Origin of the sequence: Campylobacter concisus (genome assembly GCF_003048535.1) — a bacterium.
GTDB lineage: Bacteria > Campylobacterota > Campylobacteria > Campylobacterales > Campylobacteraceae > Campylobacter_A > Campylobacter_A concisus_S.
The window spans coordinates 1-23,686 of record NZ_PIRQ01000003.1 but is presented as its reverse complement, the minus strand read 5'-3'; the positions used below and the strand labels follow the sequence as shown (position 1 = coordinate 23,686).

General features: G+C 38.2%; 16 protein-coding genes and 3 pseudogenes. 16 read left to right on the top strand and 3 right to left on the bottom strand.

Annotated features, from left to right (window positions below):
• Positions 1–50: 50 nt before the first annotated feature.
• Positions 51–434 (bottom strand): flagellar assembly protein FliW, encoded by a 384-nt coding sequence (gene fliW, locus CVS93_RS03435; protein WP_054196362.1) that lies wholly within the window; start codon positions 432–434, stop codon positions 51–53.
• Positions 435–546: 112 nt separating this feature from the next.
• On the opposite strand from fliW, the gene CVS93_RS03430 reads away from it, so the two are divergent.
• A complete protein-coding gene (locus tag CVS93_RS03430; protein WP_107686589.1) occupies positions 547–1,194 on the top strand; it encodes an outer membrane protein assembly factor BamD in 648 nt (215 codons plus the stop codon).
• Between the two features lie 8 nt (positions 1,195–1,202).
• Entirely contained in the window at positions 1,203–3,620 is a 2,418-nt protein-coding gene (gene lon / locus CVS93_RS03425; protein ID WP_107686588.1) for an endopeptidase La, read from the top strand.
• Between the two features lie 651 nt (positions 3,621–4,271).
• On the opposite strand, the gene CVS93_RS03420 is transcribed toward lon, so the two are convergent.
• Positions 4,272–4,730, bottom strand: coding sequence for a methylated-DNA--[protein]-cysteine S-methyltransferase (locus tag CVS93_RS03420; protein WP_107686733.1), 459 nt, complete (start codon positions 4,728–4,730; stop codon positions 4,272–4,274).
• Between the two features lie 126 nt (positions 4,731–4,856).
• Here CVS93_RS03420 and CVS93_RS03415 point away from each other — a divergent pair, with 126 nt between their 5' ends.
• The 6 genes from CVS93_RS03415 to ilvA are packed head-to-tail and all read left to right on the top strand — an operon-like array spanning position 4,857 to position 13,489.
• Positions 4,857–7,442: a bifunctional aconitate hydratase 2/2-methylisocitrate dehydratase gene (locus tag CVS93_RS03415; protein WP_107686587.1), complete on the top strand. Its 2,586-nt coding sequence runs from the start codon at positions 4,857–4,859 to the stop codon at positions 7,440–7,442.
• A gap of 36 nt (positions 7,443–7,478) precedes the next feature.
• Positions 7,479–8,690 carry an ankyrin repeat domain-containing protein gene (locus CVS93_RS03410; protein ID WP_107686586.1) on the top strand — a complete coding sequence of 404 codons (1,212 nt, stop codon included), beginning with the start codon at positions 7,479–7,481 and terminating at the stop codon, positions 8,688–8,690.
• A gap of 8 nt (positions 8,691–8,698) precedes the next feature.
• Positions 8,699–9,445 carry an SDR family NAD(P)-dependent oxidoreductase gene (locus CVS93_RS03405; RefSeq protein ID WP_107686585.1) on the top strand — a complete coding sequence of 249 codons (747 nt, stop codon included), beginning with the start codon at positions 8,699–8,701 and terminating at the stop codon, positions 9,443–9,445.
• Positions 9,446–9,454: 9 nt separating this feature from the next.
• Positions 9,455–11,149, top strand: coding sequence for a Na+/H+ antiporter NhaC family protein (locus CVS93_RS03400; RefSeq protein WP_103641583.1), 1,695 nt, complete (start codon positions 9,455–9,457; stop codon positions 11,147–11,149).
• 2 nt (positions 11,150–11,151) lie between these two features.
• A complete protein-coding gene (trmA, locus tag CVS93_RS03395; RefSeq protein WP_107686584.1) occupies positions 11,152–12,255 on the top strand; it encodes a tRNA (uridine(54)-C5)-methyltransferase TrmA in 1,104 nt (367 codons plus the stop codon).
• 22 nt (positions 12,256–12,277) lie between these two features.
• Entirely contained in the window at positions 12,278–13,489 is a 1,212-nt protein-coding gene (gene ilvA / locus CVS93_RS03390) for a threonine ammonia-lyase (RefSeq protein WP_107686583.1), read from the top strand.
• A gap of 43 nt (positions 13,490–13,532) precedes the next feature.
• Here the strand turns inward: ilvA and CVS93_RS03385 are convergent, their stop codons facing one another.
• Complete coding sequence (locus CVS93_RS03385) at positions 13,533–16,724, bottom strand: S8 family serine peptidase (RefSeq protein WP_107686582.1); 3,192 nt, start codon at positions 16,722–16,724, stop codon at positions 13,533–13,535.
• A gap of 279 nt (positions 16,725–17,003) precedes the next feature.
• Between CVS93_RS03385 and CVS93_RS03380 the strand changes: the two genes are divergently transcribed.
• The 8 genes and pseudogenes from CVS93_RS03380 (at position 17,004) to CVS93_RS09910 (ending at position 23,438) form a co-directional block, all read left to right on the top strand.
• On the top strand, positions 17,004–17,699 hold the full coding sequence (locus tag CVS93_RS03380; protein WP_107686581.1) for a DUF4230 domain-containing protein: 696 nt from the start codon (positions 17,004–17,006) through the stop codon (positions 17,697–17,699).
• A 20-nt stretch (positions 17,700–17,719) separates the two neighbouring features.
• The gene (locus CVS93_RS03375) at positions 17,720–18,643 is read left to right on the top strand and encodes a Dyp-type peroxidase (RefSeq protein ID WP_107686580.1); all 924 of its coding nucleotides are present in this window, start codon (positions 17,720–17,722) and stop codon (positions 18,641–18,643) included.
• A gap of 39 nt (positions 18,644–18,682) precedes the next feature.
• Positions 18,683–19,111, top strand: a complete 429-nt coding sequence (locus tag CVS93_RS03370; protein ID WP_413784287.1) for an EamA family transporter — start codon at positions 18,683–18,685, stop codon at positions 19,109–19,111.
• A gap of 207 nt (positions 19,112–19,318) precedes the next feature.
• Positions 19,319–20,050, top strand: a pseudogene (locus CVS93_RS10075) (cache domain-containing protein); the annotation flags it as partial.
• Positions 20,051–20,353: 303 nt separating this feature from the next.
• Positions 20,354–21,286: a methyl-accepting chemotaxis protein gene (locus tag CVS93_RS10070; RefSeq protein WP_413784186.1), complete on the top strand. Its 933-nt coding sequence runs from the start codon at positions 20,354–20,356 to the stop codon at positions 21,284–21,286.
• A gap of 198 nt (positions 21,287–21,484) precedes the next feature.
• Positions 21,485–22,207: pseudogene (locus CVS93_RS10065) on the top strand (cache domain-containing protein); the annotation flags it as partial.
• A gap of 30 nt (positions 22,208–22,237) precedes the next feature.
• Positions 22,238–23,220: pseudogene (locus CVS93_RS10060) on the top strand (methyl-accepting chemotaxis protein); the annotation flags it as partial.
• Between the two features lie 38 nt (positions 23,221–23,258).
• Positions 23,259–23,438, top strand: coding sequence for a hypothetical protein (locus tag CVS93_RS09910; RefSeq protein WP_234400075.1), 180 nt, complete (start codon positions 23,259–23,261; stop codon positions 23,436–23,438).
• Positions 23,439–23,686: the final 248 nt, after the last annotated feature.

Here is a 23,686-nt window from a genome sequence, read left to right as displayed (position 1 = left end):
CTAAATAACAATAAAAAATCTCTCCTTAGATTTTTAAAAGCTTTTAGCTACTATTTTTGTATAAAATTTTCTATCATTTCAGCTTGCCCGTACTGAGGATATTTGGCAATGTCTAAAACAACTTGGGATAAGGTCATATTGTCCATATTGCAAACGATAGGAGCTATAAAATTTACAGTTGATTTTTCAAGCGGGAGTGCAACAACGATAATGTTATAAATTCTAAGTTGAGAGCTTTCTTTAATCTCCATAAGATCTTCATAATAGCTTGGAATATCGAATTCGTAGCTTCTTAATGCAAAAGGATTTATCATTGTAAAAGATGTCTCATCATCTTTGCTTGCTAGCTTAACAAAAAATTTATCAAGTTCAATTAACTCCATCGTTTTGATATGCTCAAAGCCTAAAATAGGGCTTTTAACACTAAAAATCATACTAACTCCTATTTTGTAAAGTTGCCGTATTTTATCATAGTTTTAAAAAATTTATACAAAAATAATAGCAAAAAATGTAGAATACGAGGATTTAAACTTTTTAAGGAAAAGCATGAAAAGATTTTCTAAATTTCTAGCAGTTGTAGCTCTTTTAGGGCTTTTTAGTGGTTGTGCTGAAAAATATACTGAGCTTTATAATCTAACTCCTGATGAGTGGTATGCTCAGGTTATCGCCGATATAAAAGACGGTGATCTTGAAGCGGCCGATAAACACTATGTTTCAATGGCAAGCGAACATGTGGCAAGCCCACTTTTGGAGCAAATTTTATTAATTCTTGCTCAAGCTCATGCAAATGACGAAGAGTATCTAATGGCAAATCACTATCTTGACGAATACATCAAAAGATATGGCGATAACGGCCCAAAAACAGAGTTTGCTCAGTATCTAAAGATAAAAGCAAATTTTGACTCATTCACTCAGCCAAACCGCAACCAAAAGCTTATGGAAGATAGCGTAACAGAGATCGAGAAATTTCTTTATATGTATCCAAGTACTGAATATAAGCCATTGATCGAGACAATGCTTATAAAATTTAAGCTCGCACTTTACTTTTTAGATATGCAAATAGCCGATCTTTACAATAGGACTGGTCGTGACGTTTCGGCTAAAATTTACGAGCAAAAACTTGAAGAGTCGCCGTTTAAAAACTCAGATCTTATCAAACCTGATGTAGCATGGTATAGAAAACTGTTTGAATAGGAGAAATTTTGCAAATAAACGAAAATAAAGGCTTCCCAACCGAAATTCCCATCATCGTTGAGGATGAGCTATTTTTATATCCATTTATGATAACTCCGCTTTTTTTAAGCGATGATGAAAATTTAAAGGCACTCGAACTTGCCATACAAGAAGAGACTCCGATCCTTGTGGTGCCTACAAAGCCTCAGCAAGACGGCGCTAGAGACTTTGATGGTATCTATGATGCTGGTGTGATCGGCACGATAATGCGCCGTGTGCCACTACCTGATGGACGTGTAAAAGTTTTATTTCAAGGCATAGATAAAGGTAAAATTTTAAAACAATCAGGCATAAATCCGCTCCGTGGCATTGTCGATATGCTCCACGTAAAGCGCCCATCGCAGGTCAAAACTGACGCTCTCATCGTGGTTTTAAGAGAAAAAGTAAGAGAGCTTTCGCAGTTTAGCCACTTTTTTCCACCTGATCTTTTAAAGACTATCGAAGAGAGTGCTGAAGCGATCAGGGTTTGTGACCTAGTTTCAAGTGCACTTCGCTTAAAAAAACAGATCGCATATAGTTTTTTTGTCGAGGAAAATTTAGAGCAGCGCTTGCTAAAACTAATTGACTACGTCATCGAAGAGATCGAGGCAAATAAACTTCAAAAAGAGATAAAAAATAAAGTCCATTCAAAGATCGATAAGACAAATAAAGAGTACTTTTTAAAAGAGCAGTTAAAGCAAATCCAAGCCGAACTTGGAGCGGACACGAGCCGTGAAGAGGAGCTTGAAGAGTACCGCAAAAAGCTTGATGCGAAGAAGAAATTTATGGCCGAGGACGCTTACAAAGAGATCAAAAAACAAATAGATAAGCTTTCGCGTATGCACCCAGACTCAGCTGATGCAAACACTTTGCAAAGCTATCTTGATTGGGTACTTGAGATACCATTTGAAAATGTAGCTAAGAAAAAATCATCTATCGCTGAAGTGAGCAAGCACCTAAATGCCGATCACTACAGCTTAGAGAAGCCAAAAGAGCGCATCGAAGAGTATTTTGCCTTGCGTGAGCTTTTGGAGCTTAGAGGTGTTGGCGAAAAGGTAAATAACGGCGCCATTTTATGCTTTGCAGGCCCTCCAGGCGTAGGCAAAACAAGCCTTGCAAACTCGATCGCAAAGGCGTTAAAGCGCGAACTAGTTAGGATCGCACTTGGCGGACTTGAGGACGTAAACGAGCTAAGAGGTCATCGCCGCACCTATATAGGCGCTATGCCAGGCCGCATCGTGCAAGGGCTCATAGAAGCCAAGCAGATGAACCCAGTGGTTGTTTTAGACGAGATCGACAAGGTTGGCAGAAGCTACAGAGGCGATCCGACTGCGGTTTTACTTGAAATTTTAGATCCCGAGCAAAATAATAAATTTAGAGACTACTACCTAAATTTTAACATCGATCTTAGCAAGATCATCTTCATCGCCACAGCAAATGACGTGAGCATGATCCCGGCCGCACTTCGCGACAGGATGGAGTTTATCGAGCTTAGCTCATACACCCCACAAGAGAAATTTGAGATCGCTAAAAAATATCTCTTGCCTCAGGAGCTTAAAAAGCACGGGCTAAAACCAAGTGATGTGAACATCAGCAAAGAGGCACTTGAGCTAATCATCAGCGACTACACAAGAGAGAGTGGTGTGCGAAATTTACGCCGCAGGATCGCTGATATACTAAGAAAAGTCGCCAAAAATATCCTCACCAAAAAGAACGAAGGCAAGATCAGCGTCACGGCTAAAAATTTAAAAGAATTTTTAGAGAAAAAGGTCTATGAGATCGAGCCGGCAGATAAAAAAGATCAGATAGGTCTAGTAAATGGCCTTGCGTGGACTAGTGTTGGTGGTGACGTACTAAGGATCGAGGCTATCAGGATCCAAGGTAAAGGCAATATGCAGATCACCGGCCAGCTAGGTGACGTGATGAAAGAGAGCGCTCACATCGCATTTAGCGTCGTTAAAGTGCTAATAGACAACAAGAAACTAAAAGTGCCTATGACAATCGTGCCAAAATTAGATGACGATAAGCGTAAGCTCGAAGCTAGCGATGTTTATAGACGCTATGATCTTCACTTACACGTACCAGAGGGCGCTGTACCAAAAGACGGCCCAAGTGCTGGCATCACGATGGCAACTGCGATCGCATCGATACTAACCGATACAAAGGTAAGACACGACATAGCAATGACTGGTGAGATTACGCTAACTGGTAGGGTGTTGCCGATCGGTGGTCTAAAAGAGAAGCTCATTGCCGCACACAAAGCTGGCATCAAAACAGCTCTGATACCTCGCAAAAACTACGACCGCGATCTTGTCGATATCCCAACTGAAGTAAAAGCTGATATGAAGATCATCGCAGTAAATACGATCGATGATGTGCTAAAAAACGCTCTTGTAGCTAAAAAATAATCCTTACTCTAGCCCCATTTTCTCTCACTCGGGGCTAGGAAAATTTATAAATTTTGACGATTGTAAAATCCAAATAAAAAGCCATATAACGCATAAAAGCAATTAATAATTTAAACAATATAAACACATGCAGCACACTAGAGAAAACAAATTTTAAAATTTATGAGCGAGCATATCACGCTTCCAAATTCAGTAGCAAGCAAATAGCGAGACCTGAATTTTGGTAAGTTGCTAAGGCGATTGTGTAAGGTTTTAAAATTTGTAAATTTGCTTTGTTAAATCAAGTGAGTGTCAAGTAAATTTTAAAATTTCATGAACGAGTAATTTCGGCTCTAAAATTTGAACTAAGCGGTAAGTGAATTCAGATTTTAGTAGTCAGCTCTTGCGAGTGAATGAAGTTTTAAAATTTGTAAAGACAGCTTGATTAAATTTGTAAATTCCTTTTTTATTCAAAAGAGAGACAAGAGGACTCAAATTACGAGGCTGCTCTCTTATCTTCCTTTTTTTTAAATCTGCTAAATCACTCATGTTTAAGATGTATACAATGGCGCTAAAGCACTTCACGCGTTTCAAATACTCTGATAAATTTTAAAAATGTTCGCTTGTAAATTTTAAAATTTGCCGGACTTTTATTTTGCTGTAAATTTTTAGCTATTTATGCTTTGCTTCATGCTCTAAAAGCCAAATTTTAGTTGGCAAGCCCTCGCCGCCCGAGTATCCGCCAAGCCCACTGCTAGCTAGCACTCTGTGACAAGGGACGATGATAGGCACTGGATTTTTAGCATTGGCTGAGCCTGCTGCTCGGTAGGCATTTTTGTGACCTACGGCAAGTGCTAGGGCCGCGTATGTGGTCGTTTCTCCGTATGGTACTTTTTGTAAAGCCTCGTAAATTTTTGCTCTAAAATTAGTTGTTTTTATATCAAGCCTTACGCTAAATTCTTTAAGCTTGCCATTAAAATAAGCCTCTAGCTCATTCAAGCAAAGCTTTAAATTTTCATCTTTTACCGCTATTTTTTCAAATTTATCTACAAAATTTATCTCATAAATTCCATTTTCGCTAGCGATGATCTCCAAAATTCCGATAGGCGATTTTAGATAAGCTTTTGACACATTTGCTCCTTGAAATTTGAAATTTTGGGCAAATTTTACTTTAGTTTGTTTTGCTTTTTGATAAAATGCAAGCAAAACTAGCGATTTTAGACTAAAAATAACGAGCAAAAACCACAAAGGAATTTCATGAGCTTTTTTACCGACTACGAAAAACACGTGAGCGAGCGAGAAAAAGAGGGCGTGCCACCGCTTGCGCTAAATGCCAAGCAAACAAGTGAAGTTTGTGAGCTAATAAAGCTTGCCAGCAAGTCTAGTGGCGACGAAAAGGCGCAAAACGAGCTAAAATTTCTTATAAGTTTGCTTGAAACTCGTATCAATCCCGGCGTTGATGACGCAGCGAAGATAAAGGCGAACTTTCTTGGCGAAGTGATAGATGGGCTTGCTGTTAACGGCCTTGACGCTATGCGTGCTATTAAAATTTTAGGCAAGATGCTTGGCGGATATAACGTGGAAATTTTGGTGCGAGCTCTAAAAAATAGCGATGAAAATATTGCGCGTGCCGCGGCAAATGAGCTAAAAAATATCATCCTAGTGCATGAATATTTTGACGAGATCGCAAAGCTAAGTAGCAACAATAAATTTGCAAAAGAGGTGCTTGCTTCTTGGGCGAACGCAGAGTGGTTTACGCATAAAAAGCCAATCGAAACCTGTATAAACGCAGGCGTTTTTAAAGTACCTGGTGAGACAAATACTGACGACCTAAGTCCAGCGAGTGAGGCCTATACAAGGGCCGACATACCACTTCACGCAAAAGCAATGCTTGTTAAAAAGATGCCTGAGGGTCTAGAAATTTTAAAAGAACTTAAAACTCGTGGTAAAAAAGTGGCTTATGTTGGCGATGTGGTCGGTACTGGCAGCAGCAGAAAGAGCGGTATAAACTCGATCCAGTGGCATCTTGGCGATGAGATCGAGGGCGTGCCAAATAAAAAAACGGGCGGCATCGTGATCGGCACTACCATAGCTCCGATATTTTTTAATACCGCTGAAGATAGCGGTGCACTGCCGATAGTTGCAAACGTAAATGAGCTTGAGATGGGCGATGAGATAGAAATTTATCCATTTAAAGGCGAAATTTATAAGCTTGCAGGCACTGAGAAAAAACTCGTGGCAAATTTCAGACTAAACCCAAATACTCTAAGTGATGAGATAAGAGCAGGTGGTAGGATACCGCTTATGATAGGACGTCAAGTGACCAAAAAGGCCAGAGAGGTCTTGGGGCTTGGCGATGAGCAAATTTTTATAAAGCCAGATCAGCCAAAAGAACAGGGTGGTGGCTACACGCTGGCTCAAAAGATGGTTGGCAAGGCTTGTGGTGTAGCTGGCGTTAGAGCCGGGGCTTATGTGGAGCCAGAAATTTTAACTGTTGGCTCACAAGATACGACTGGGCCGATGACTAGAGATGAGATAAAAGAGCTTGCTAGCCTTAGTTTTGGCGCGGATTTTGTTTTGCAAAGCTTCTGCCATACGGCCGCTTACCCAAAGCCAAGTGATCTTGTGATGCATGAGAGTTTGCCAAAATTTATAAATTTACGTGGCGGTGTGAGTCTAAAGCCAGGCGATGGCGTCATCCACTCGTGGCTAAACCGCATGGTACTACCTGATACGGTGGGTACTGGCGGCGATAGTCATACGAGATTTCCTATCGGCATTAGTTTTCCAGCTGGAAGTGGTCTAGTGGCGTTTGCAGCGGTACTTGGAATGATGCCACTAAATATGCCAGAGTCGGTTTTGATCAAATTTAAAGGCGAGCTAAAAGAGGGCGTGACGCTTAGGGATCTTGTAAATGCGATACCGTATTTTGCGATCAAAAAAGGACTTTTAAGCGTTGAAAAGAAAAACAAAAAGAATGTTTTTGCGGGTAAAATTTTAGAGATAGAAGGGCTTGAGAACTTAAAAGTAGAGCAGGCGTTTGAACTAAGTGACGCTTCGGCTGAACGCTCGGCTGCGGCCTGCGTGGTAAATTTAAGCGTTGATAGTGTCGTGGAGTATGTTCGCTCAAATGTTGCGCTAATTGATGCAATGATAAAAGCTGGTTATGAGAGCCGCGAGACTCTGCTTAGACGAAAAGAAAAAATGCAAAAATGGCTAGAAAATCCAACACTTTTAAGAGCCGACAAGGACGCAAGCTACGCTGAAATTTTGGAGATCGATCTAGCTCAGATAGATGAGCCGATTTTGGCTTGTCCAAATGATCCAGATGATGTGGCGACGCTAAGTGAAATTTTGGCTGATAATAAAAGAGTGCATAAAATAGATGAAGTTTTTGTGGGAAGCTGCATGACAAATATCGGCCATTACAGGGCACTTGCTAGAATTTTAGAGCATGAGAGCAGGCTTACAACTAGGCTTTGGATAGCACCGCCGACAAAGATGGATAAAAGCACACTTGAAGATGAAGGCGTTTATGAAATTTTTAAAAGATTAAATGCAAGGACAGAGGTACCAGGCTGCTCGCTTTGTATGGGTAATCAAGCAAGAGTAAACGATAATGCCGTTGTTTTTTCGACCTCGACAAGAAATTTTGACAACAGAATGGGCATGGGGGCAAAGGTTTATCTAGGAAGTGCTGAGCTAGCCGCTGTTTGTGCGCTACTTGGGCGTTTACCAAGTGTAGATGAATATAAAAAGATAGTAAAAGATAGCCTTAGCTTAAATAAAGATGAAATTTATAAATATCTAAATTTTAATGAAATAAGCGAGTTTAGCATATAAATTTGTTACAATATCGCGAAATTTTAAGGAGCTTTGATGAAAAAAGTAGTTTTTTTTCTCTTTTTTAGCGTTTGTTCTTTTATAAATTTACACGCTTTAGAGTGCAGTGATCTTGCCAAAAAAGAGAGCTTTAAAACTACTCCAAATGATCTTGCTTATACGAATGAAGGGCTATTTTACTGTGATGGTTCGCTTTTAAATTTAAAAGAGGTAAAAGAGCTTTTTGATGCGAGTGTGGCTGTGAGAAGTGAGTCTCAAAGTTGCGTTGGTGATAGAGTTTATAAAGAAAATTTAAACAAGCTTAGATGGCTTTTGCTAAAAGCATCATTCGCACCTGAGCTTTATCAAAAAGAGCTTGCAAAGCCAGAGATTGCAGAGGGTGAAAAAGACGCTAGAATGGAGTATCTTAGATACTGGGCAAACGAGAGCTTATTTAATTTTTTAAAATATAAAAAATTTACAGAAGCTTACAAAAACGCTCAAACTCCGCTTGTGAAATTTTATGAAAGCCTTGGACTTGATACGCCAAGTGCCGCTTACTACGCAACTAGCGTGGTAAATGAGTTTTTGACTTTTGGTGTCGGTAAAAGTGTAAATAAAGCTAAAATTTTAACACCTGAGCAAAATATAATGGCTCAAAGGATAAATTCCGATGAGCTGGCAAATTTACTTTACTCAAAAAATTTCAGTACCGCTGAGCTTACAAATTTGCTTAATATCGCTCTTTTAAACGAAAAAAGTAGCGATATGGTAAAAGAGATCATAAGGCGCGGGGCCGATGTGAATTTGGGCGATGAGACGCCGCTATTTTTTGCTTTAAAAAATATAGAAAACGTAAAAATTTTACTTGCAAATAAAGCCGATGTAAATCACAAAAATTTCTTTGGAAAAAGCGTACTTTTCTATGCTGTGCAGTTTAGCGATAAGCCACTTTGTGAGCTTTTGCTAAAAAATGGTGCCAATGCAAACGAGAGCTACATAGACGAAAATGCCAAGATGAATATGATAAATTTGGGTATGACGCAAGTTGAAGATACATGCGGTCTAGAACACACAAATAGAAGTGTTTTTATGCATGCAGGAGCTCACGCAACGCCAGAAATTTTAAAGCTTTTGATGGATAACGGTGCTGATATTAATGCCACTGATGATGCGGGATTTAACGCACTTGACTATGCCTTGAAAGAACAAAACGAAAAGACGATCAAATTTTTAGAAAATTTGGGCTTAAAACCAAATTTCAATTAGGAAAAATCATGAAAAAGACAGCTTTTGTAACCGGTGCAACATCTGGATTTGGCGAGGCGATCGCCAGAAGACTCTCAAAAGAAGGCTACAAGATAGTCGCTCTTGCAAGGCGAGAAGATAGGCTAAAGAAGCTTGCAAGCGAGCTTGGTGATACGCATATCATTATAGCTGACATACGCGACAAAGAGGCTGTTTTTAAGGCGGTAGAGAGCCTGCCTGATAAATTTAAGGATATCGAAGTGCTTGTAAACAACGCTGGTATGGCACTTGGACTTGAAAAGACGATAGATGCGAAGGTAGAGGACTTTGAGGCGATGATAGACACCAACGTCAAGGGTCTTATCTACTCGACAAAGGCTGTTTTGCCGCTACTTTATAAACAAGGAAAGGGCTATATATTTAACCTAGGCTCGACAGCTGGCTCATGGCCATATCCAGGAAGTAACGTTTACGGTGCTACAAAGGCTTTTGTAAAGCAGTTTAGTTTAAATTTAAGAAACGATCTGGTCGGCACAAATATCAGGGTAACAAACATTGAGCCAGGGCTTTGCAAGACTGAATTCAGCGAGGTTAGGTTTAGAGGAGATAAGGCAAAAGCGGATAGTCTTTATGAAAATACAAATTTCATCACATCTGAGGATATCGCGACTATTTTGGTAAATTGTCTAAATATGCCCGGAAGTGTCAATATAAATAGAGTCGAAGTCATGGCAAATACGCAGACTTGGGCTGGACTTGCGATAGAAAAATTTTAAGGAGTTCTTGTGAGACAAATTTTATTATTACTTTTTTTTAGCGTTGCGCTTTTTGGTGTCGATCCAGAAGTGGCAAAGAGAAACGCTGAAATTTACGGCGTATTCACGCTTATACCGCCTGTTGTGGCAATAGCACTTGCTTTTATCACAAAAGACGTCATTTTGTCGCTATTTATAGGTGTTTTTAGTGGAACGTTTCTCATAAATATCATCAATGAAAACATCTTTATGGGTATCGTAAAAGGCTTTACAGGTATCGTTTCAAGAGTCGTTGAATCAATGGCTGATAAGACTGATTCAGGAATTTTACTTCAAGTGCTTTGTATCGGTGGTGTGGTCGCACTCATTACAAAGATGGGTGGCACAAAGGCGGTTGCTCTTTGGCTTAGTAAAAAGGCAAAAAGCGGCATTTCAGCTCAAATTTCAACATGGCTCATGGGAATTTTTGTATTTTTCGATGACTACGCAAATGCCCTAATCGTTGGCCCTATTATGAGACCAATAAGCGATAAATTTAAAATAAGCCGTGAAAAACTAGCCTTCATCATAGATGCTACTGCGGCACCGATCGCTGGTATTGCTATCATCTCGACATGGGTTGGCCTTGAGGTTTCACTCATCGAAAAGGGCTATGAGCTAGTTGGAGAGACTGGGATTAACGCTTATTCTATATTTATCGAGACAATTCCATATAGATTTTATAACCTCTTCATCTTATTTTTTATAGTTTGCACAGCCTTGATGCAGCGTGAATACGGACCAATGCTATTAGCTGAAAGACGCGCTAGAAGAGGGGAGCTTCACTCAGGAAAAACTCAAATCCAAGATCTTGAAGATAAAACACTTGAGCCAAAAGAGGGCGTAAAATTAAGCGCTGCAAATGCTGTTGTGCCACTTCTTGTGTTGGTCATTGGTGCATTTACTAGTTTTTATTTTAGTGGCCTTGCTGCACTTGAGGGCGATGCTCTTAAAAATGCACTTGCTAATCCGCTTGCTTTTTCTACATTTAAAGATACTTTTGGCGCAGCTGACTCGGCTACATCGCTATTTCAAGCAGCGTTACTTGCTAGTATTGTAGCTATCACAATGGGCGTTTGGCGTAAAATTTTTGACGTAAAAGAGGCTATCAGCACATGGGTAAAAGGCTGGAAGACCATGATAATCACAGTTGTGATTTTGCTTCTTGCGTGGAGTCTTAGTGCTGTTATAAAAGAGCTTGGCACATCAAGGTATTTGGTTGATCTACTAAGCTCATCAACACCTAAATTTATCCTGCCAGTTGCTGTTTTTATCCTTGGCTCGTTTATTAGCTTCTCGACTGGAACAAGCTACGGCACAATGGGAATTTTAATGCCTCTAGCTATCCCACTAGCTTATGCAGTCGGCAAAAACTACGGCCTAGAGGGCGATGCGATGCATGCATATATGATCGTAAATATTTCAGGCGTACTTACAGGTGCGATCTTTGGCGATCACTGTTCACCGATCTCGGATACTACGATACTTTCATCAATGGGTGCAGGATGTAATCATATCGATCACGTATCGACTCAAATGGTCTACGCGCTTAGCGTTTGTGCGGTTTGTGTGCTAGTTGGTTACTTGCCAGTTGCACTTGGTCTTAGCGTTTGGATCGCGCTTCCTTGCGGATTTTTAGCGATTTGGGCGCTAGTTAGATTTGTTGGAAAGAAAGTAGAAGCATAAATTTGGATTGCAATTATTTAAAAGAGTGTGGCTCTTGCACTCTTTTTACTTCTTATGATGAGCAAATTTTATTTAAAACTGACCTTGTAAAACAAAATTTTTCAGAGTTTTATGATGGCGAGTTTGATGTTTTTAGCTCAACACCAAAACACTACCGCACAAGAGCTGAGTTTGGTATCTGGCATGAAGGCAGCAAGCTTAGCTACACGATGCATGCAAGCGAAAAGGGCAAAAAGGTCTTTATAGATGATTGTCCAAAGGTCTGCGAGCAAATTTCAGATCTCATGCCAAGCTTGCTTTATGGCTTACAAGAGAACGAAATACTGCGCGCAAAGCTTTTTGGAGTGGAATTTATCTCTTGTAAAAGTGGTATTTTGGTCACACTTCTTTATCATAAAAGGCTTGATGGCGAGTTTGAGGCGGCTATGAAAATTCTAGCCAGTAAGCTTGACGTTACCATACTTGCCAGATCTCGCGGGCAAAAGCTATTAAGTGGTGAGCTAAATCTGATCGATGAGCTAGATGTTGGAGGTCAAATTTATAAATTTAGCCTAAGTGAGAATGCCTTTATCCAGCCAAATAGAGCCGTAAATGAAAAGATGATAGCTTGGGCAAAAGAGTTCGTAGAGGCTGGCGCTGACCTCCTTGAGCTCTACTGCGGACATGGAAATTTTACTATTCCGCTTTCGTTTAAATTTAAAAACGTTCTTGCCACTGAAATTTCAAAGAGCTCGATCGCAAATGCCCTTAAAAACTGCGAGCTAAACAAAGCTAAAAATATCAAATTTCTACGTATGGACGCTGATGAGCTTATGAGTGCATTTGCTGGCGTTAGGGAATTTAACAGGCTAAAAGAGATAAATTTAAGCGACTTTAGCTTCTCGCATGTCCTTGTCGATCCACCCCGTGCAGGACTAAGCGAAAGTGTCGTAAATTTCATCAAAAATTTCAAAAATATCATTTACATCTCGTGCAATCCAGAGACTCTAAAAGAAAATTTAAATGAGCTTTGTAAAAGCCATGAAGTGATAAAATTTGCCATTTTTGATCAGTTTGCAAATACTCACCATATCGAGTGTGGCGTGCTACTAAGGGCAAAAGAATAATTTAAAAAAGGAAAAATAAAAAATGGTTTCACTAAATAAAATCATCCAAGCAAAGATCACGATCGGTCATTTTGTAAATAAAACTCCATTTGCTTTGAGTGCGAAACTTAGTAAAAATTTGGGAGCAAGTATCTATCTAAAAGAGGAAAATTTACAGCGAACTGGCGCATATAAGATAAGAGGCGCATACAATAAAATAGCTAGCCTAAGTGATGAGGAGAGAAAGCGTGGAGTCGTAGCTGCAAGTGCTGGCAATCACGCTCAAGGTGTAGCGATAAGTGCGAAAGAATTTGGCGTACACGCTTGTATCATCATGCCAGAATCAACCCCGCTTCTAAAGGTTGCTGGTACGAAAGACCTTGGTGCAGAGGTTATTTTAAAAGGTGATAATTTTGACGAGGCGTACGCTTTTGCGGTTAATTACGCCAAAGAAAAAGGTATGACCTTTGTTCATCCATTTAACGACGAGTACGTCATGGCAGGGCAGGGCACTGTGGGGCTTGAGATGCTTGATGAGATAAGCGACCTTGATATAGTCATTGTCCCAGTTGGCGGTGGCGGATTAGCTAGCGGTGTGGCTAGTTGTATAAAACAAGTTAATCCAAAGACAAAAGTAATCTGTGTCGGTGCAAAAGGCGCTCCAGCTATGTTTAATAGCTATGGCGCTAAAAAGAGCATAAACTCAAAATCAGTTCGCACCATAGCTGATGGTATAGCTGTGCGTGATGCGAGTGAGATTACGCTAGCAAATATTATTGAGTGCGTTGATGAGTTTGTGCAGGTTGATGACGAGGAGATCGCAACTGCGATTTTGTTTTTGCTAGAGACTCAAAAGATCGTTGTAGAGGGGGCTGGTGCAGCTGGCGTGGCAGCACTTATGCATGATAAGATCAAATTTAAAAAAGGTGCGAAGATAGGCGTGGTGCTAAGTGGTGGAAATATCGACGTACAAGTACTTTCTATCATCATCGAAAAAGGTCTTATCAAGTCTCACCGCAAGATGACACTACAAATAACGCTTGTGGATAAGCCAGGAGCACTCATGAGCCTAACAGATAGTCTCAAATCAGCAAATGCAAACATCGTCAAAATCGACTACGATCGCTTCTCAACAAGGCTTGATTATGGTGATGCAAGTATTACGATTACACTTGAGACAAAGGGTCTTGAGCATCAAGAAAAGATCAAAGAAGTTCTTACAAAAAATGGTTTTTCTTTCACTCAACTATTTTAATTTAATGGCTCGCTACTATTTAAAGTAGCGAGCATAGCTTCTACTAAAACAATATCTCAAATTTTGCATTTACGCTATTTGACTTCACATCTTTAGCAAAAGCACCTGTGTAAGATAGGCCTAAATTTATATTTTTATAAACATTCGCTTTTATACCAAGGCTAGCTGTGCCAAGATCACGCACCTCTCTTCCTTTAAGTTCTAAGTATCCAGCATTTGCGATATTTACACCGATATTTGCTCTTGTATCGCCAACTAGTCTATTGTAGGCTAGATCAGCTTCAAATTTCATCTTCATGTTGCCAAGACTAAATGGCACACTAGGGTTTAGGCCTAAGCTAAATATGCCTAAATTTCTAGCTTTTTCATCAATGTCCATTCTGAAAATTCCTACATTTTGGCTAGTGCTATCAGTTTTCATACGTAGATAGCTTGCGCCCACATAAGGATTTAGTGAGAAATTTGTACTGTTAAAGCTAGTTAGTGCCAAATTTGCGTAAGTAGTAAGTGCTTTTTCTTTGCTCTTTACGTGTTCATTTGAGTAAAAGCTCGCGATTGTAGCACCATTTTGCGTTTTGCGTTTTGCGTTTGTGTATATGAGGCCAAGGTCTAGCTTTGTGCTAGAAATTTGACTTTTTGAGTAGATACCGACACTTGCACCTTTTGTTTTATAAGCATTTTCGCCATCTTCTTTTACTTTTTCGTTGCTAGCACCAAGCACACCACCAAGTGTGAAAACATCATTTACACTACCGTCAAATCCAAAAAGCTGAGTGAGTGAGTTTGCTTTTACATCATCAAATTTCATAGCATTAGCCATGGTATTTGACCAAAATTTCATGCCATTTACATCACTTGCTTTTGCTCCAAATGGATCAAATTCATGGTTGATGATGGCATTTTTTAGTAGGATGCTTTCTAGTAAAAATGCATTATGCTGAGCTAAATTTGCATTATTTGCAAATGTTTTTAGCGTATCACTTGCTTGTTTTGGTGTAGCGTAGATGAAGTGTCTGTATAGATCACTCGTAATAACTGCTGGTCTACTTCTAAACGGCGAAGCAAGGAGTGCTGGTTTGCTAGCTGTACTCTCTATGAGCTGTGCTACTCTTTTTTGGTTGTCACTAGCTGCTATACTTGTTATTGTATTTTTTGATTTTTTGAGTGTTAGCTCTAGCTTGTTGTCACTATAATTTCTAGTAAGGTCAAAAAATGCGTATTTTTTTGAGATAGTGTCGTTGTAGCCACTAAAATTTCCAGTTACGGCATAAGTTTTTGCCTTTGAGCTATCATCATATAGTTTTTTCATGACATCTACATCTGGCTCACTTATATCTATGATAGAGTTCTTCTCAAAATTTAGATTTAAATTTGCTGCGTTATTTGAGATGATATAACTACCACCTGTTTTTATAGTAGCTTTTACTGTGTCACTTGTACTTTTTCTAGTTACATCTTTAAAAGATAGCTTTTGAGAAAATTTATTTTTATCAATCTCTCTAACGCTCATCTCTTTAACAATCTCAAGTGCACCACCATTTTCAACTACTACTTCGCTTGATTTTAGTGATTGATTTAGTGCTGTGATTTTGCCACTTTTTATTATAGTCTTGCCAGTGTATGAGTTGTTACCTGCTAGTTTTAGAGTGCCTAGACCTCTTTTGATAAGAGTCCCTTCATAGCCTTCGTTAGCTCTTTGTTCTCTCGCTTTTTCTCTAGCATTTTCTATATCAAGTTCAGCCCTTTGCTCGGCTGTTAAATTTGACATTTTCTCAAGCTCAGCCTTGCGATTAGCCCAAATTTTTGCCTCTGCCTCATCTTCAGTCTTTCTGTATTTTATAGCTACATCGCTGATATTATTTGAGTAAAGATCATCTACGTCTAGACTTACATCAAATACACCTAGCAGCTGTCCTGGTCCAAACATAGCCTTTGACATATCAAGTGCTCCCCAGCCCCAGCGCTCATCAGGTACGCCAAGTGGTGCAGTAAAACCAGAAATTCTTCTTGTATCAGCTGGCTTTTTAAACTCATCTCTAACTTGTCTTGCGGTAGTTAGTAGAACATCTCTTGCTTGAGTATTACTCATATATGAATATCTTTGCATGACAAGACCAAGTGCGCCAGTGACGTGTGGAGCTGCCATAGATGTGCCGTCCCAACTGTCATAGCCTGCCTCTCCGTTTTTGGGATCGACGGTGCTTGATTTTATTTTTTTAGCAGGTGCGGCAATACTCCACCATTTTGAGTGTCCTGCTGTGTTAAAGTATTGTGCATCGCCATCTGTCACTCCAGTGACGTTTATCCAGTATTTTTCAGCATCTGGACGGAAATATGGAAGCATAGCTCTCGTGTATGACTCTTTCATGCCATTTCTATTTCCGGCAGTGAAGACTTGAATGATGCCGTATTTTTTGGCGACTTCATAAGCGGCATCCATGAAATTTTTACCATTTGTGACAAATGGATAGTAGCTTTTATATGCTGCGTCAAGGTCTTTTATATCTAAGCTATTACCACCATCAAATCCAGTTGCTCCCTCATAAGCTTTATAAAATTTTCGGTTTGAACCCCAACTATTATTTATAGCTCTTGCACCACCTTTGGCTAGTCCCTCATAAGATGCTAAAAAGAAGTTGTAGTCTTGGTTTGGTCCATATGTCATACCGTCGGTTCCGCCAGTATTTCCTACTATAAGTTTTGAGCCAAATGCTACACCATGCATCCCTTTGTCATCTCTTGAGCCAGCAATTGTGCCAGCTACGTGTGTGCCGTGCGAGTCGTTTACACCAGCGATCCAGTTGCCATCAGCTTCAAATTTTTCACCTTTTTTAAAGTCGCCAAAGTCAGCTCTGTTTTTATCAGTGCTTCCCTTTTTTAAAAAAGGAGAGTTGCCGTGCTCAGTATCTGGATATTTTTGTCCATCTTTGTAGTAGCTGCCAGAAATTTTTAGCGCGCTTATCCTACCATCGCTAAGTTCAGGGTGGCTAAGTAATGCGCCAGAGTCCATAACACCGAGTGTCACACCTTTGCCCGTTACTCCAAGAGCATACGCTATAGCTGCATTGATACGCTTTAGTCCCCAGTATGCTTTATACTCAGCGCTCTGCCAGCTGCTTATGTCGCCAAATTTACCACTTTCTTGATCGTTAGCATTTAGTGAATTTGCAAACAAAAGAGTACAACAAGCCGCGCTTATCAAAATACATTTTTTATTTAAAATGGATCTTTTCATATCTCATCCTTTGCATAAAATTTAAATGGATTGTAATATTCTTAAAATAAATTATTAATTAAAATATTAAAATTTATGATAAAAATTTACTCTAATAATCCCATTTTTACGCTATTTTTACTATAAGATATGAAAAAATGATCAAGATAATATCACTTAAATATTATTAATTACTATTTTACTTTAAAACAATTATTTAAATATAATTTTTAATAAAAGTAGAATTTCACCTTTGCTTTACAAATTTAAGCTAAAATAGCAAGCCTTAAAGGAGAAAAAATGAGCGAATATGCAAATTTGATATTAGCTATCTTATTAGCTGTTTTGGCATTTGCATTTTATAGGTCAAATAAGGCTTTAAAAAAGGCAAAAGATGATAGCGAAGATCTCTCAGTCAGCACCGAAATTTCGCAGCTAAAAAGCATCGGCGAGCTATCTGTTTTTCAAGTTTATAGCAAAGAGATCGTCACAAAGACAGATCATGCGTTTGGAAATTTTGGCAAAGAGTATCTAAGATGGCTTATAAGCGAGAAGAAGCTTTCGATGATATTTGAGTTTGAGATAAATTTCATCTACGATCTAACTAGCCCAAAGCTCGAGATCACGCAGATCGCAAACTCTAGCTATAAGATAAAAATGCCTCCTTGCAAGTATAAATTCTCAATCGCCGATATGAAATTTTACGATGAGAAAAACGGCAAATTTATACCATTTTTGCTGCCTGACTCGCTAAATGGCTTTTTTGGTAGCACTTTTACAGAAGAAGATAAAAATAGACTAATCGAAGAGGCGAGAAATGAAGTCAAAAAGATGAGTGTTCGCCTTATCTTGCAGCTTCAAAGTAAAATTCATAAATCAGCTCGCGACACGCTTGAAGCGATAGCTAAGAGCTTTGGCGCAAACAAAGTTGAGTTTGTCTTTGACGATAATGATGAGCAGATAAGCTCGCAACTAAATTTAGAAAATATTGCATAAAATTTTAAAAAGGAGAAAAAATGAGCGTAAATTCACAGGAAGTCACGCAGACACCAGGCAACAACACAGTCTTTCAAACATGGGTTTTAACAGCTGATAAAAAGGCTTGTAAAGAGGGGTTTGCCGAGCTTTGCGCCTTGGTTGTAAATTTAAATAAAACTGCCAAGATTAGATTTGGCGCAAATGAAAATGTAAACTGCGTCCTTGGCGTGGGTCATGATGCTTGGAAAAAGCTTGAAATTTCAAAAGATCTGCCAAAAGAGCTTGTAAATTTTAAAGCGATCAAGGGCGATAAACACGAGGCTGTTAGCACAAAGGGCGATATTCACATCCATATCCGCGCTTTAAATGCGCCTGATTGCTTCGATATGGCTCAAGCGATAAAGGCCGTACTTTTTAAATTTGCAGAGCTTACAGACGAGACGCAAGGCTTTAAGTATCATGACGGCAGGGCGATAATTGGCTTTGTTGATGGCACTGAAAATCCTGAGGGCGAAAATAGAGATTTCTTTGCTAAAGTTGGCGATGAGGACGCTAAATTTAAAGGCGGCAGCTACGTTTTTGTACAAAAATATTTCCATAACATGAAAGAGTGGAACGCCACAAGCGTAAGCGAGCAAGAAAAGGTAATAGGCCGCTCAAAAGAGCTTGACATCGAGATGAGCGAGGATGTAAAACCTACAAATTCGCACTCAGCTGCTGCAAACGTCGGAGATGATAAAAAAGTCGTGCGTGGCAATATGCCATTTACCGAAGGCAGCAAAACAGGCACTTATTTTATCGCTTATGCGAGCACGTTTTCAACGGTTGAGCTTATGCTTAAAAAGATGTTTATCGGCGAGCCAAAGGGTAACTCAGATAGGCTGCTTGACTTTAGTACGCCTGTAACTGGTGCCCTATACTTTGTTCCAACAGTTGATATGCTAAGTGATTATGAGGGATAAATTTAAATGGGTGAGGCAACTTGCCCTTTTAAATTTTAAATAAAAATGCCAGAGTGGTTTATCTATGCAGCTCTTTCAGCTGTTTTTGCTGCACTTACAGCGATCTTTGCAAAGCTTGGTGTAAAGGATATCGACAGTGATTTTGCGACATTTATAAGAACGATCGTTGTCATTTTGATGCTCGTTTTGCTTTTAAGCGTGGCTAAAAAATGGCAACCATTAAACTCACTAAGCCCCAAAAACTGGCTCTTTCTCATACTAAGTGGCATGGCAACCGGACTATCTTGGCTCATGTATTTTAAAGCGATGCAAGTTGGCAAGGTATATCAAGTGGCGCTGGTTGATAAATTTAGCGTTGTACTTGCTATTATTTTGGCTGTCATCTTTCTTGGCGAGAGGTTAAATTTAAAAGAAATTTTAGCCATCTGTCTTATTATTTCAGGCGTTATTTTATTGATTTTCAAGTAAAAATTTATACTCTATGTCTAGCAAAAGAATAAAAAGTAAAATTAGCTTATTTAATGATTTTTAGTGATCTAAAATTTATTCAAAAATTTTAATTATCAAGATATCTTTATTAATTTTTAAAAAGCATTAAATAGAGGGTAAATTTAATACTAATTTTAATTCTTTTTCGATAAATTAAAGCGATTTTAACTTTTTAAAGGAGGAAAGATGAAGTCCATAACTTCAAAGATAGCGATGATTATCATCTCATTGCTAGTTATTTCGTTTGCTGCTATTTCAGCAGTCAGCTACTATACAGCGGAAAGTAAGGTAGTAGAGTTGGTCAGCCAGACCCAGGATCAGATTCTAAGTGACATCAAAGCTACTACGGATTCTTTTTTTGAAGAATATTTAGAAGTTGCTAAAAAGTATGCTTTAGATATAGCACAAACACCAAATAATGATGACTCGTACATGGAAAAAACAAAAATGCAAAAAGAAAGCGTTAGTCATCTAGTTACTGATATTTTTTATGGTCGCGAGAGTGATGGACATTTTTTCCAGTCTGACGGCACTAGAACAACTCCAGCCGATAACTATGATCCTAGAACTAGAGGCTGGTATAAAGCAGCGAAGAGTGCAAATGGTGCTATATATACCGAACCTTACAAGGCTGCCTTGTTTAATGCTTTAGTAATTAGTTTTGCCGCTCCAGTAAATAAAAATGGAAATTTTGATGGTGTTTTGGGGCTTGATTTAAAAATAGATACTCTAAGTAAAAAAATTCTCGAAATGGGTAAAACAAAATACGGCTATGTTTATCTAATGAATAAAGACGGCCTAATACTAATGCATAACGACCCAAACAACGTCGGTAAAACCGTTCCCGCAAGCAAATATCTAGCCGAGGCGTTTGCGGCTAAAAAATTTGATGAAAATGGACTTATCCCTTATACAAACTATAAAGGCGAAAACGTAACCGCCAAAGTCCTTCCTATAAACGATCAAGGCTGGTTAGCCGTAGCCGCTATCGGAGCAGATACTTTTTCGTCTAATACATTGCCTTTATTAAAAGCTCAAATAATCCTAGCTGTAGCTTTTATAGTCATACTTTCGGTTATAGTATTTGTTCTTCTTAAAAAATCCCTTAGCCCTATTAGAACTATTCAAACCAAGCTTGAAGACGCGTTTAAATTTATCACCTACGAAACCCCTAACGCTCCGGAAAAGCTAGTGGTAACTACGCAAGACGAATTCGGCAGAATGAGCGAATCTATTAACGAAAATATAGAAAAAGTCCTTAACGGCGTTAAAAAAGACAGCGCCTTAATAGATGAGATGAACGGTATAGCAAATCTCATGATAAAAGGACATATGGGTGCTAAGATTAATTCTACTCCGAATAACCCGGCTTTGGTTCAGTTAAAAGATCTACTAAATAAATTCTTTGCGTCAATTTCTGAAAATTTAAAAGGAATAGCGGTAGTTTTAGCTTCTTACAACAAAAACGACTACACTCCTAGACTAGAACTAAAACCGGAGCTTGAAAGTGATCTAAGAGATATGATAGTAGGCCTTCAAAGTGCTGGCGACGCCGTAAGCAATATGCTAAGAGAAAATTTAAAAGAAGCTCAGGTTCTAGAAGAAAAAGCTAAAATCCTAGCAGAATCTATGAGAACCCTAACCGACGGAGCCCATAAGCAAGCCGACTCCATCCAAGAAAGTGCGGCCGCTATAGAAGAGATGAGCAGTTCTATGAACGCCATTAGCCAAAAAGCTAGCGACGTAACGAGACAAAGCGAAGAGATTAAAAACATCATAGTTATCATTAGGGATATAGCCGATCAAACAAATTTACTTGCTCTAAACGCTGCTATCGAAGCAGCACGTGCAGGAGAACATGGCAGAGGCTTTGCCGTAGTTGCAGACGAAGTGCGCAAACTAGCTGAAAGAACTCAAAAATCCCTTGGTGAGATAGAAGCTAATGCAAATGTTCTAGCTCAAAGCATTAATGAGATGAGTGAGAGTATCAGAGAGCAAAGCGAAGGCATAAATATGATAAACCAAAGCGTAAGTCAGATCGACAGTATTACAAAACAAAATATTGATATTGTTGGTACAACAAACGAAATTACTGACCAAATAGACGACATGGCTAAGACGATAGTAGCTGACGTTAGAAAGAATAAATTTTAATCTTAGAGCCGAATTTAGGGGCTTATCTCCCCTAAATTCTAATTTTATCTCACTTACTTTAACTATCTAAAATGAAAAAATAATTCAAAATTATTATTTAATGTATACATCACTATTTTGTAATTAATATTATTAAATACTATTTAATATAAAAAAATATACAATCGCATCTTAAAAATTTTTGTAAAAGGAAAGTAAATGCGATCAATTGCAAACAAAATATCTTTAATGCTCATACTGGCATTATTCATATCATTCTCGCTAATATCTTTAGCTAGCTACAACACAGCTCATGATAAGGCCATTGAGTTAGTAATACAAACTCAAAAGCAAATCTTAAAAGATGTGAAAATCACACTAAATAGCTTTTTTACCAATAATCAGTATGCTATAGAGAAAATGGCTGAGACTCTTAGTAAGATAAGCGAGAAAAGTGATGGCTCGATGAATGCTGATGGTATAAATTTAGCTTTATCTCAAGCAAAAGCTATATCTGGAAAAGAGATCACTCTTGTTTACGCTGGATATGAGGATGGGGCTATGTTTAGATCAAATGGGCAAAATAAAGCTGGATATGATCCAAGAGTTAGAGGATGGTATAAACAAGCTAAAGCCGAGAATAAACCAATATATACTGATCCATATATGGCAGCTTCATTAAATGCGATGGTTATAACTTTTGCTGCACCTATTAAAAATATTGGAGTTACGGGTATAGATGCATCTATTGAGGAGTTGAGCAATAATATATCGCAAATTAGTAAAACTGAATACAGCTATGCTTTTGTTACAGATCAAAATGGCAATGTTATAATGCACCCAAATAAAGAATTAGTCGGCAAACCTCACGAGATCGCAAAGAGTCTAATAAAACAATATAATGAAAAGAAATTTGATGAAAATGGATTGATAGCATATAAAAATACAAAAGGCGAAGATGTCTATGCTTATATGTTAGAGATAAATGACAAAGGTTGGTTGGCAATAACAGCAATGGATCAAAATATCTTTAGCTCGCATACTTTGCCTATTTTAAAAGTTCAGATTATTTTAGCCTTTATATTTATAGTTGTCTTGTCTGCGTTTGTATATTTCTTGCTAAAAAGATCGCTTAATCCTATTAAAACTATTACAGATGCTTTGGTTAGTTTCTTTAGATTTTTAAATTTTGAGATAAAAGAGCCAGTTGTTTCAAAGGTGGCAACAAAAGATGAATTTGGCGTAATGAGCAAACTAATAAATGATAATATTGCTAAAATTTTTGACAATGCCGATCAAGACTCTAGAGTGGTATCTCAATCTGTTGAGACTGCAAAGGCGATAGAAAATGGAAATTTAAAAGCAAGGATAGTAGATGTTCCAGCTAATCCAAAGCTAATCGAATTAAAAGATGTCTTAAATAAAATGCTAGATGTTTTGGAAAAAAGAGTCGGTAGCGATTTAAATATGATCCAAAAAACTTTTAATGATTTTAGAAATTCTGATTTTACTTCAAGAATTTTGGATGCCAAAGGCAATGTCGAACTAGTAACAAATGAGCTTGGCGAAGAGATAGCTAATATGCTTGCATTTAACCTAAAACAAGCACAATTCTTAGAAGAAAAAGCCAAAAATTTAGATGCATCAATGAAACAAGTAACTCAAGGTGCTAGCACACAAGCAAATTCTCTTCAAGAAAGTGCTGCTGCTATCGAGCAAATGAGTAGCTCAATGAGCGCAATTAGTCAAAAAACTGTAGATGTTATAAAACAATCTGAAGAGATTAAAAATATCATCGTTATTATTAGAGATATAGCCGATCAAACCAACCTACTTGCTCTAAACGCCGCTATCGAAGCAGCACGTGCTGGTGAGCATGGACGAGGTTTTGCTGTAGTTGCAGATGAAGTTAGAAAACTAGCTGAGCGAACCCAAAAAATCACTTGGCGAGATCGAAACTAATGCAAATATACTTACTCAAAGTATCAATGAAATGAGCGAGAGTATTAGAGAGCAAAGCGAAGGCATAAATATGATAAATCAAAGTGTAAGCCAGATAGATAGCATTACAAAGCAAAATGTTCATATAGTGAGCTCAACGAATGAAATCACTGCTCAAATAGATGAAATGGCTAAGACAATAGTAGCTGATGTTAAAAAGAATAAATTTTAACCTTGTGGATTGATATTTAAAATTTCATTAATATTTCATCCTCAAAATTTGAGGATGAAAATAACTCCTTTTTATCTATAATCTTAAAATTATTTTTTGTTTTATAAACATAATAAAATTTTTAAAAATAATCTAATATTTATAGCTTTATAGTGATATCGCTAGTTAAATTTTTATAGATTATGTTTGCCGCAATGTAATGAAAATTATTAGAATTTATCCTTGCAATTATTGATATTTCAGTAAGG

Excerpts from the sequence above, each read along its gene's own strand:
- CVS93_RS03375 (WP_107686580.1), top strand. The coding sequence starts at position 17,720 with ATGAGCGTAAATTCACAGGAAGTCACGCAGACACCAGGCAACAACACA.
- fliW (WP_054196362.1), bottom strand. The coding sequence starts at position 434 with ATGATTTTTAGTGTTAAAAGCCCTATTTTAGGCTTTGAGCATATCAAA.
- ilvA (WP_107686583.1), top strand. The coding sequence starts at position 12,278 with ATGGTTTCACTAAATAAAATCATCCAAGCAAAGATCACGATCGGTCAT.
- CVS93_RS03410 (WP_107686586.1), top strand. The coding sequence starts at position 7,479 with ATGAAAAAAGTAGTTTTTTTTCTCTTTTTTAGCGTTTGTTCTTTTATA.
- CVS93_RS03380 (WP_107686581.1), top strand. The coding sequence starts at position 17,004 with ATGAGCGAATATGCAAATTTGATATTAGCTATCTTATTAGCTGTTTTG.
- CVS93_RS10070 (WP_413784186.1), top strand. The coding sequence starts at position 20,354 with ATGAGCGAATCTATTAACGAAAATATAGAAAAAGTCCTTAACGGCGTT.
- CVS93_RS03405 (WP_107686585.1), top strand. The coding sequence starts at position 8,699 with ATGAAAAAGACAGCTTTTGTAACCGGTGCAACATCTGGATTTGGCGAG.
- CVS93_RS03385 (WP_107686582.1), bottom strand. The coding sequence starts at position 16,724 with ATGAAAAGATCCATTTTAAATAAAAAATGTATTTTGATAAGCGCGGCT.
- CVS93_RS03415 (WP_107686587.1), top strand. The coding sequence starts at position 4,857 with ATGAGCTTTTTTACCGACTACGAAAAACACGTGAGCGAGCGAGAAAAA.
- CVS93_RS03430 (WP_107686589.1), top strand. The coding sequence starts at position 547 with ATGAAAAGATTTTCTAAATTTCTAGCAGTTGTAGCTCTTTTAGGGCTT.
- CVS93_RS09910 (WP_234400075.1), top strand. The coding sequence starts at position 23,259 with ATGAGCGAGAGTATTAGAGAGCAAAGCGAAGGCATAAATATGATAAAT.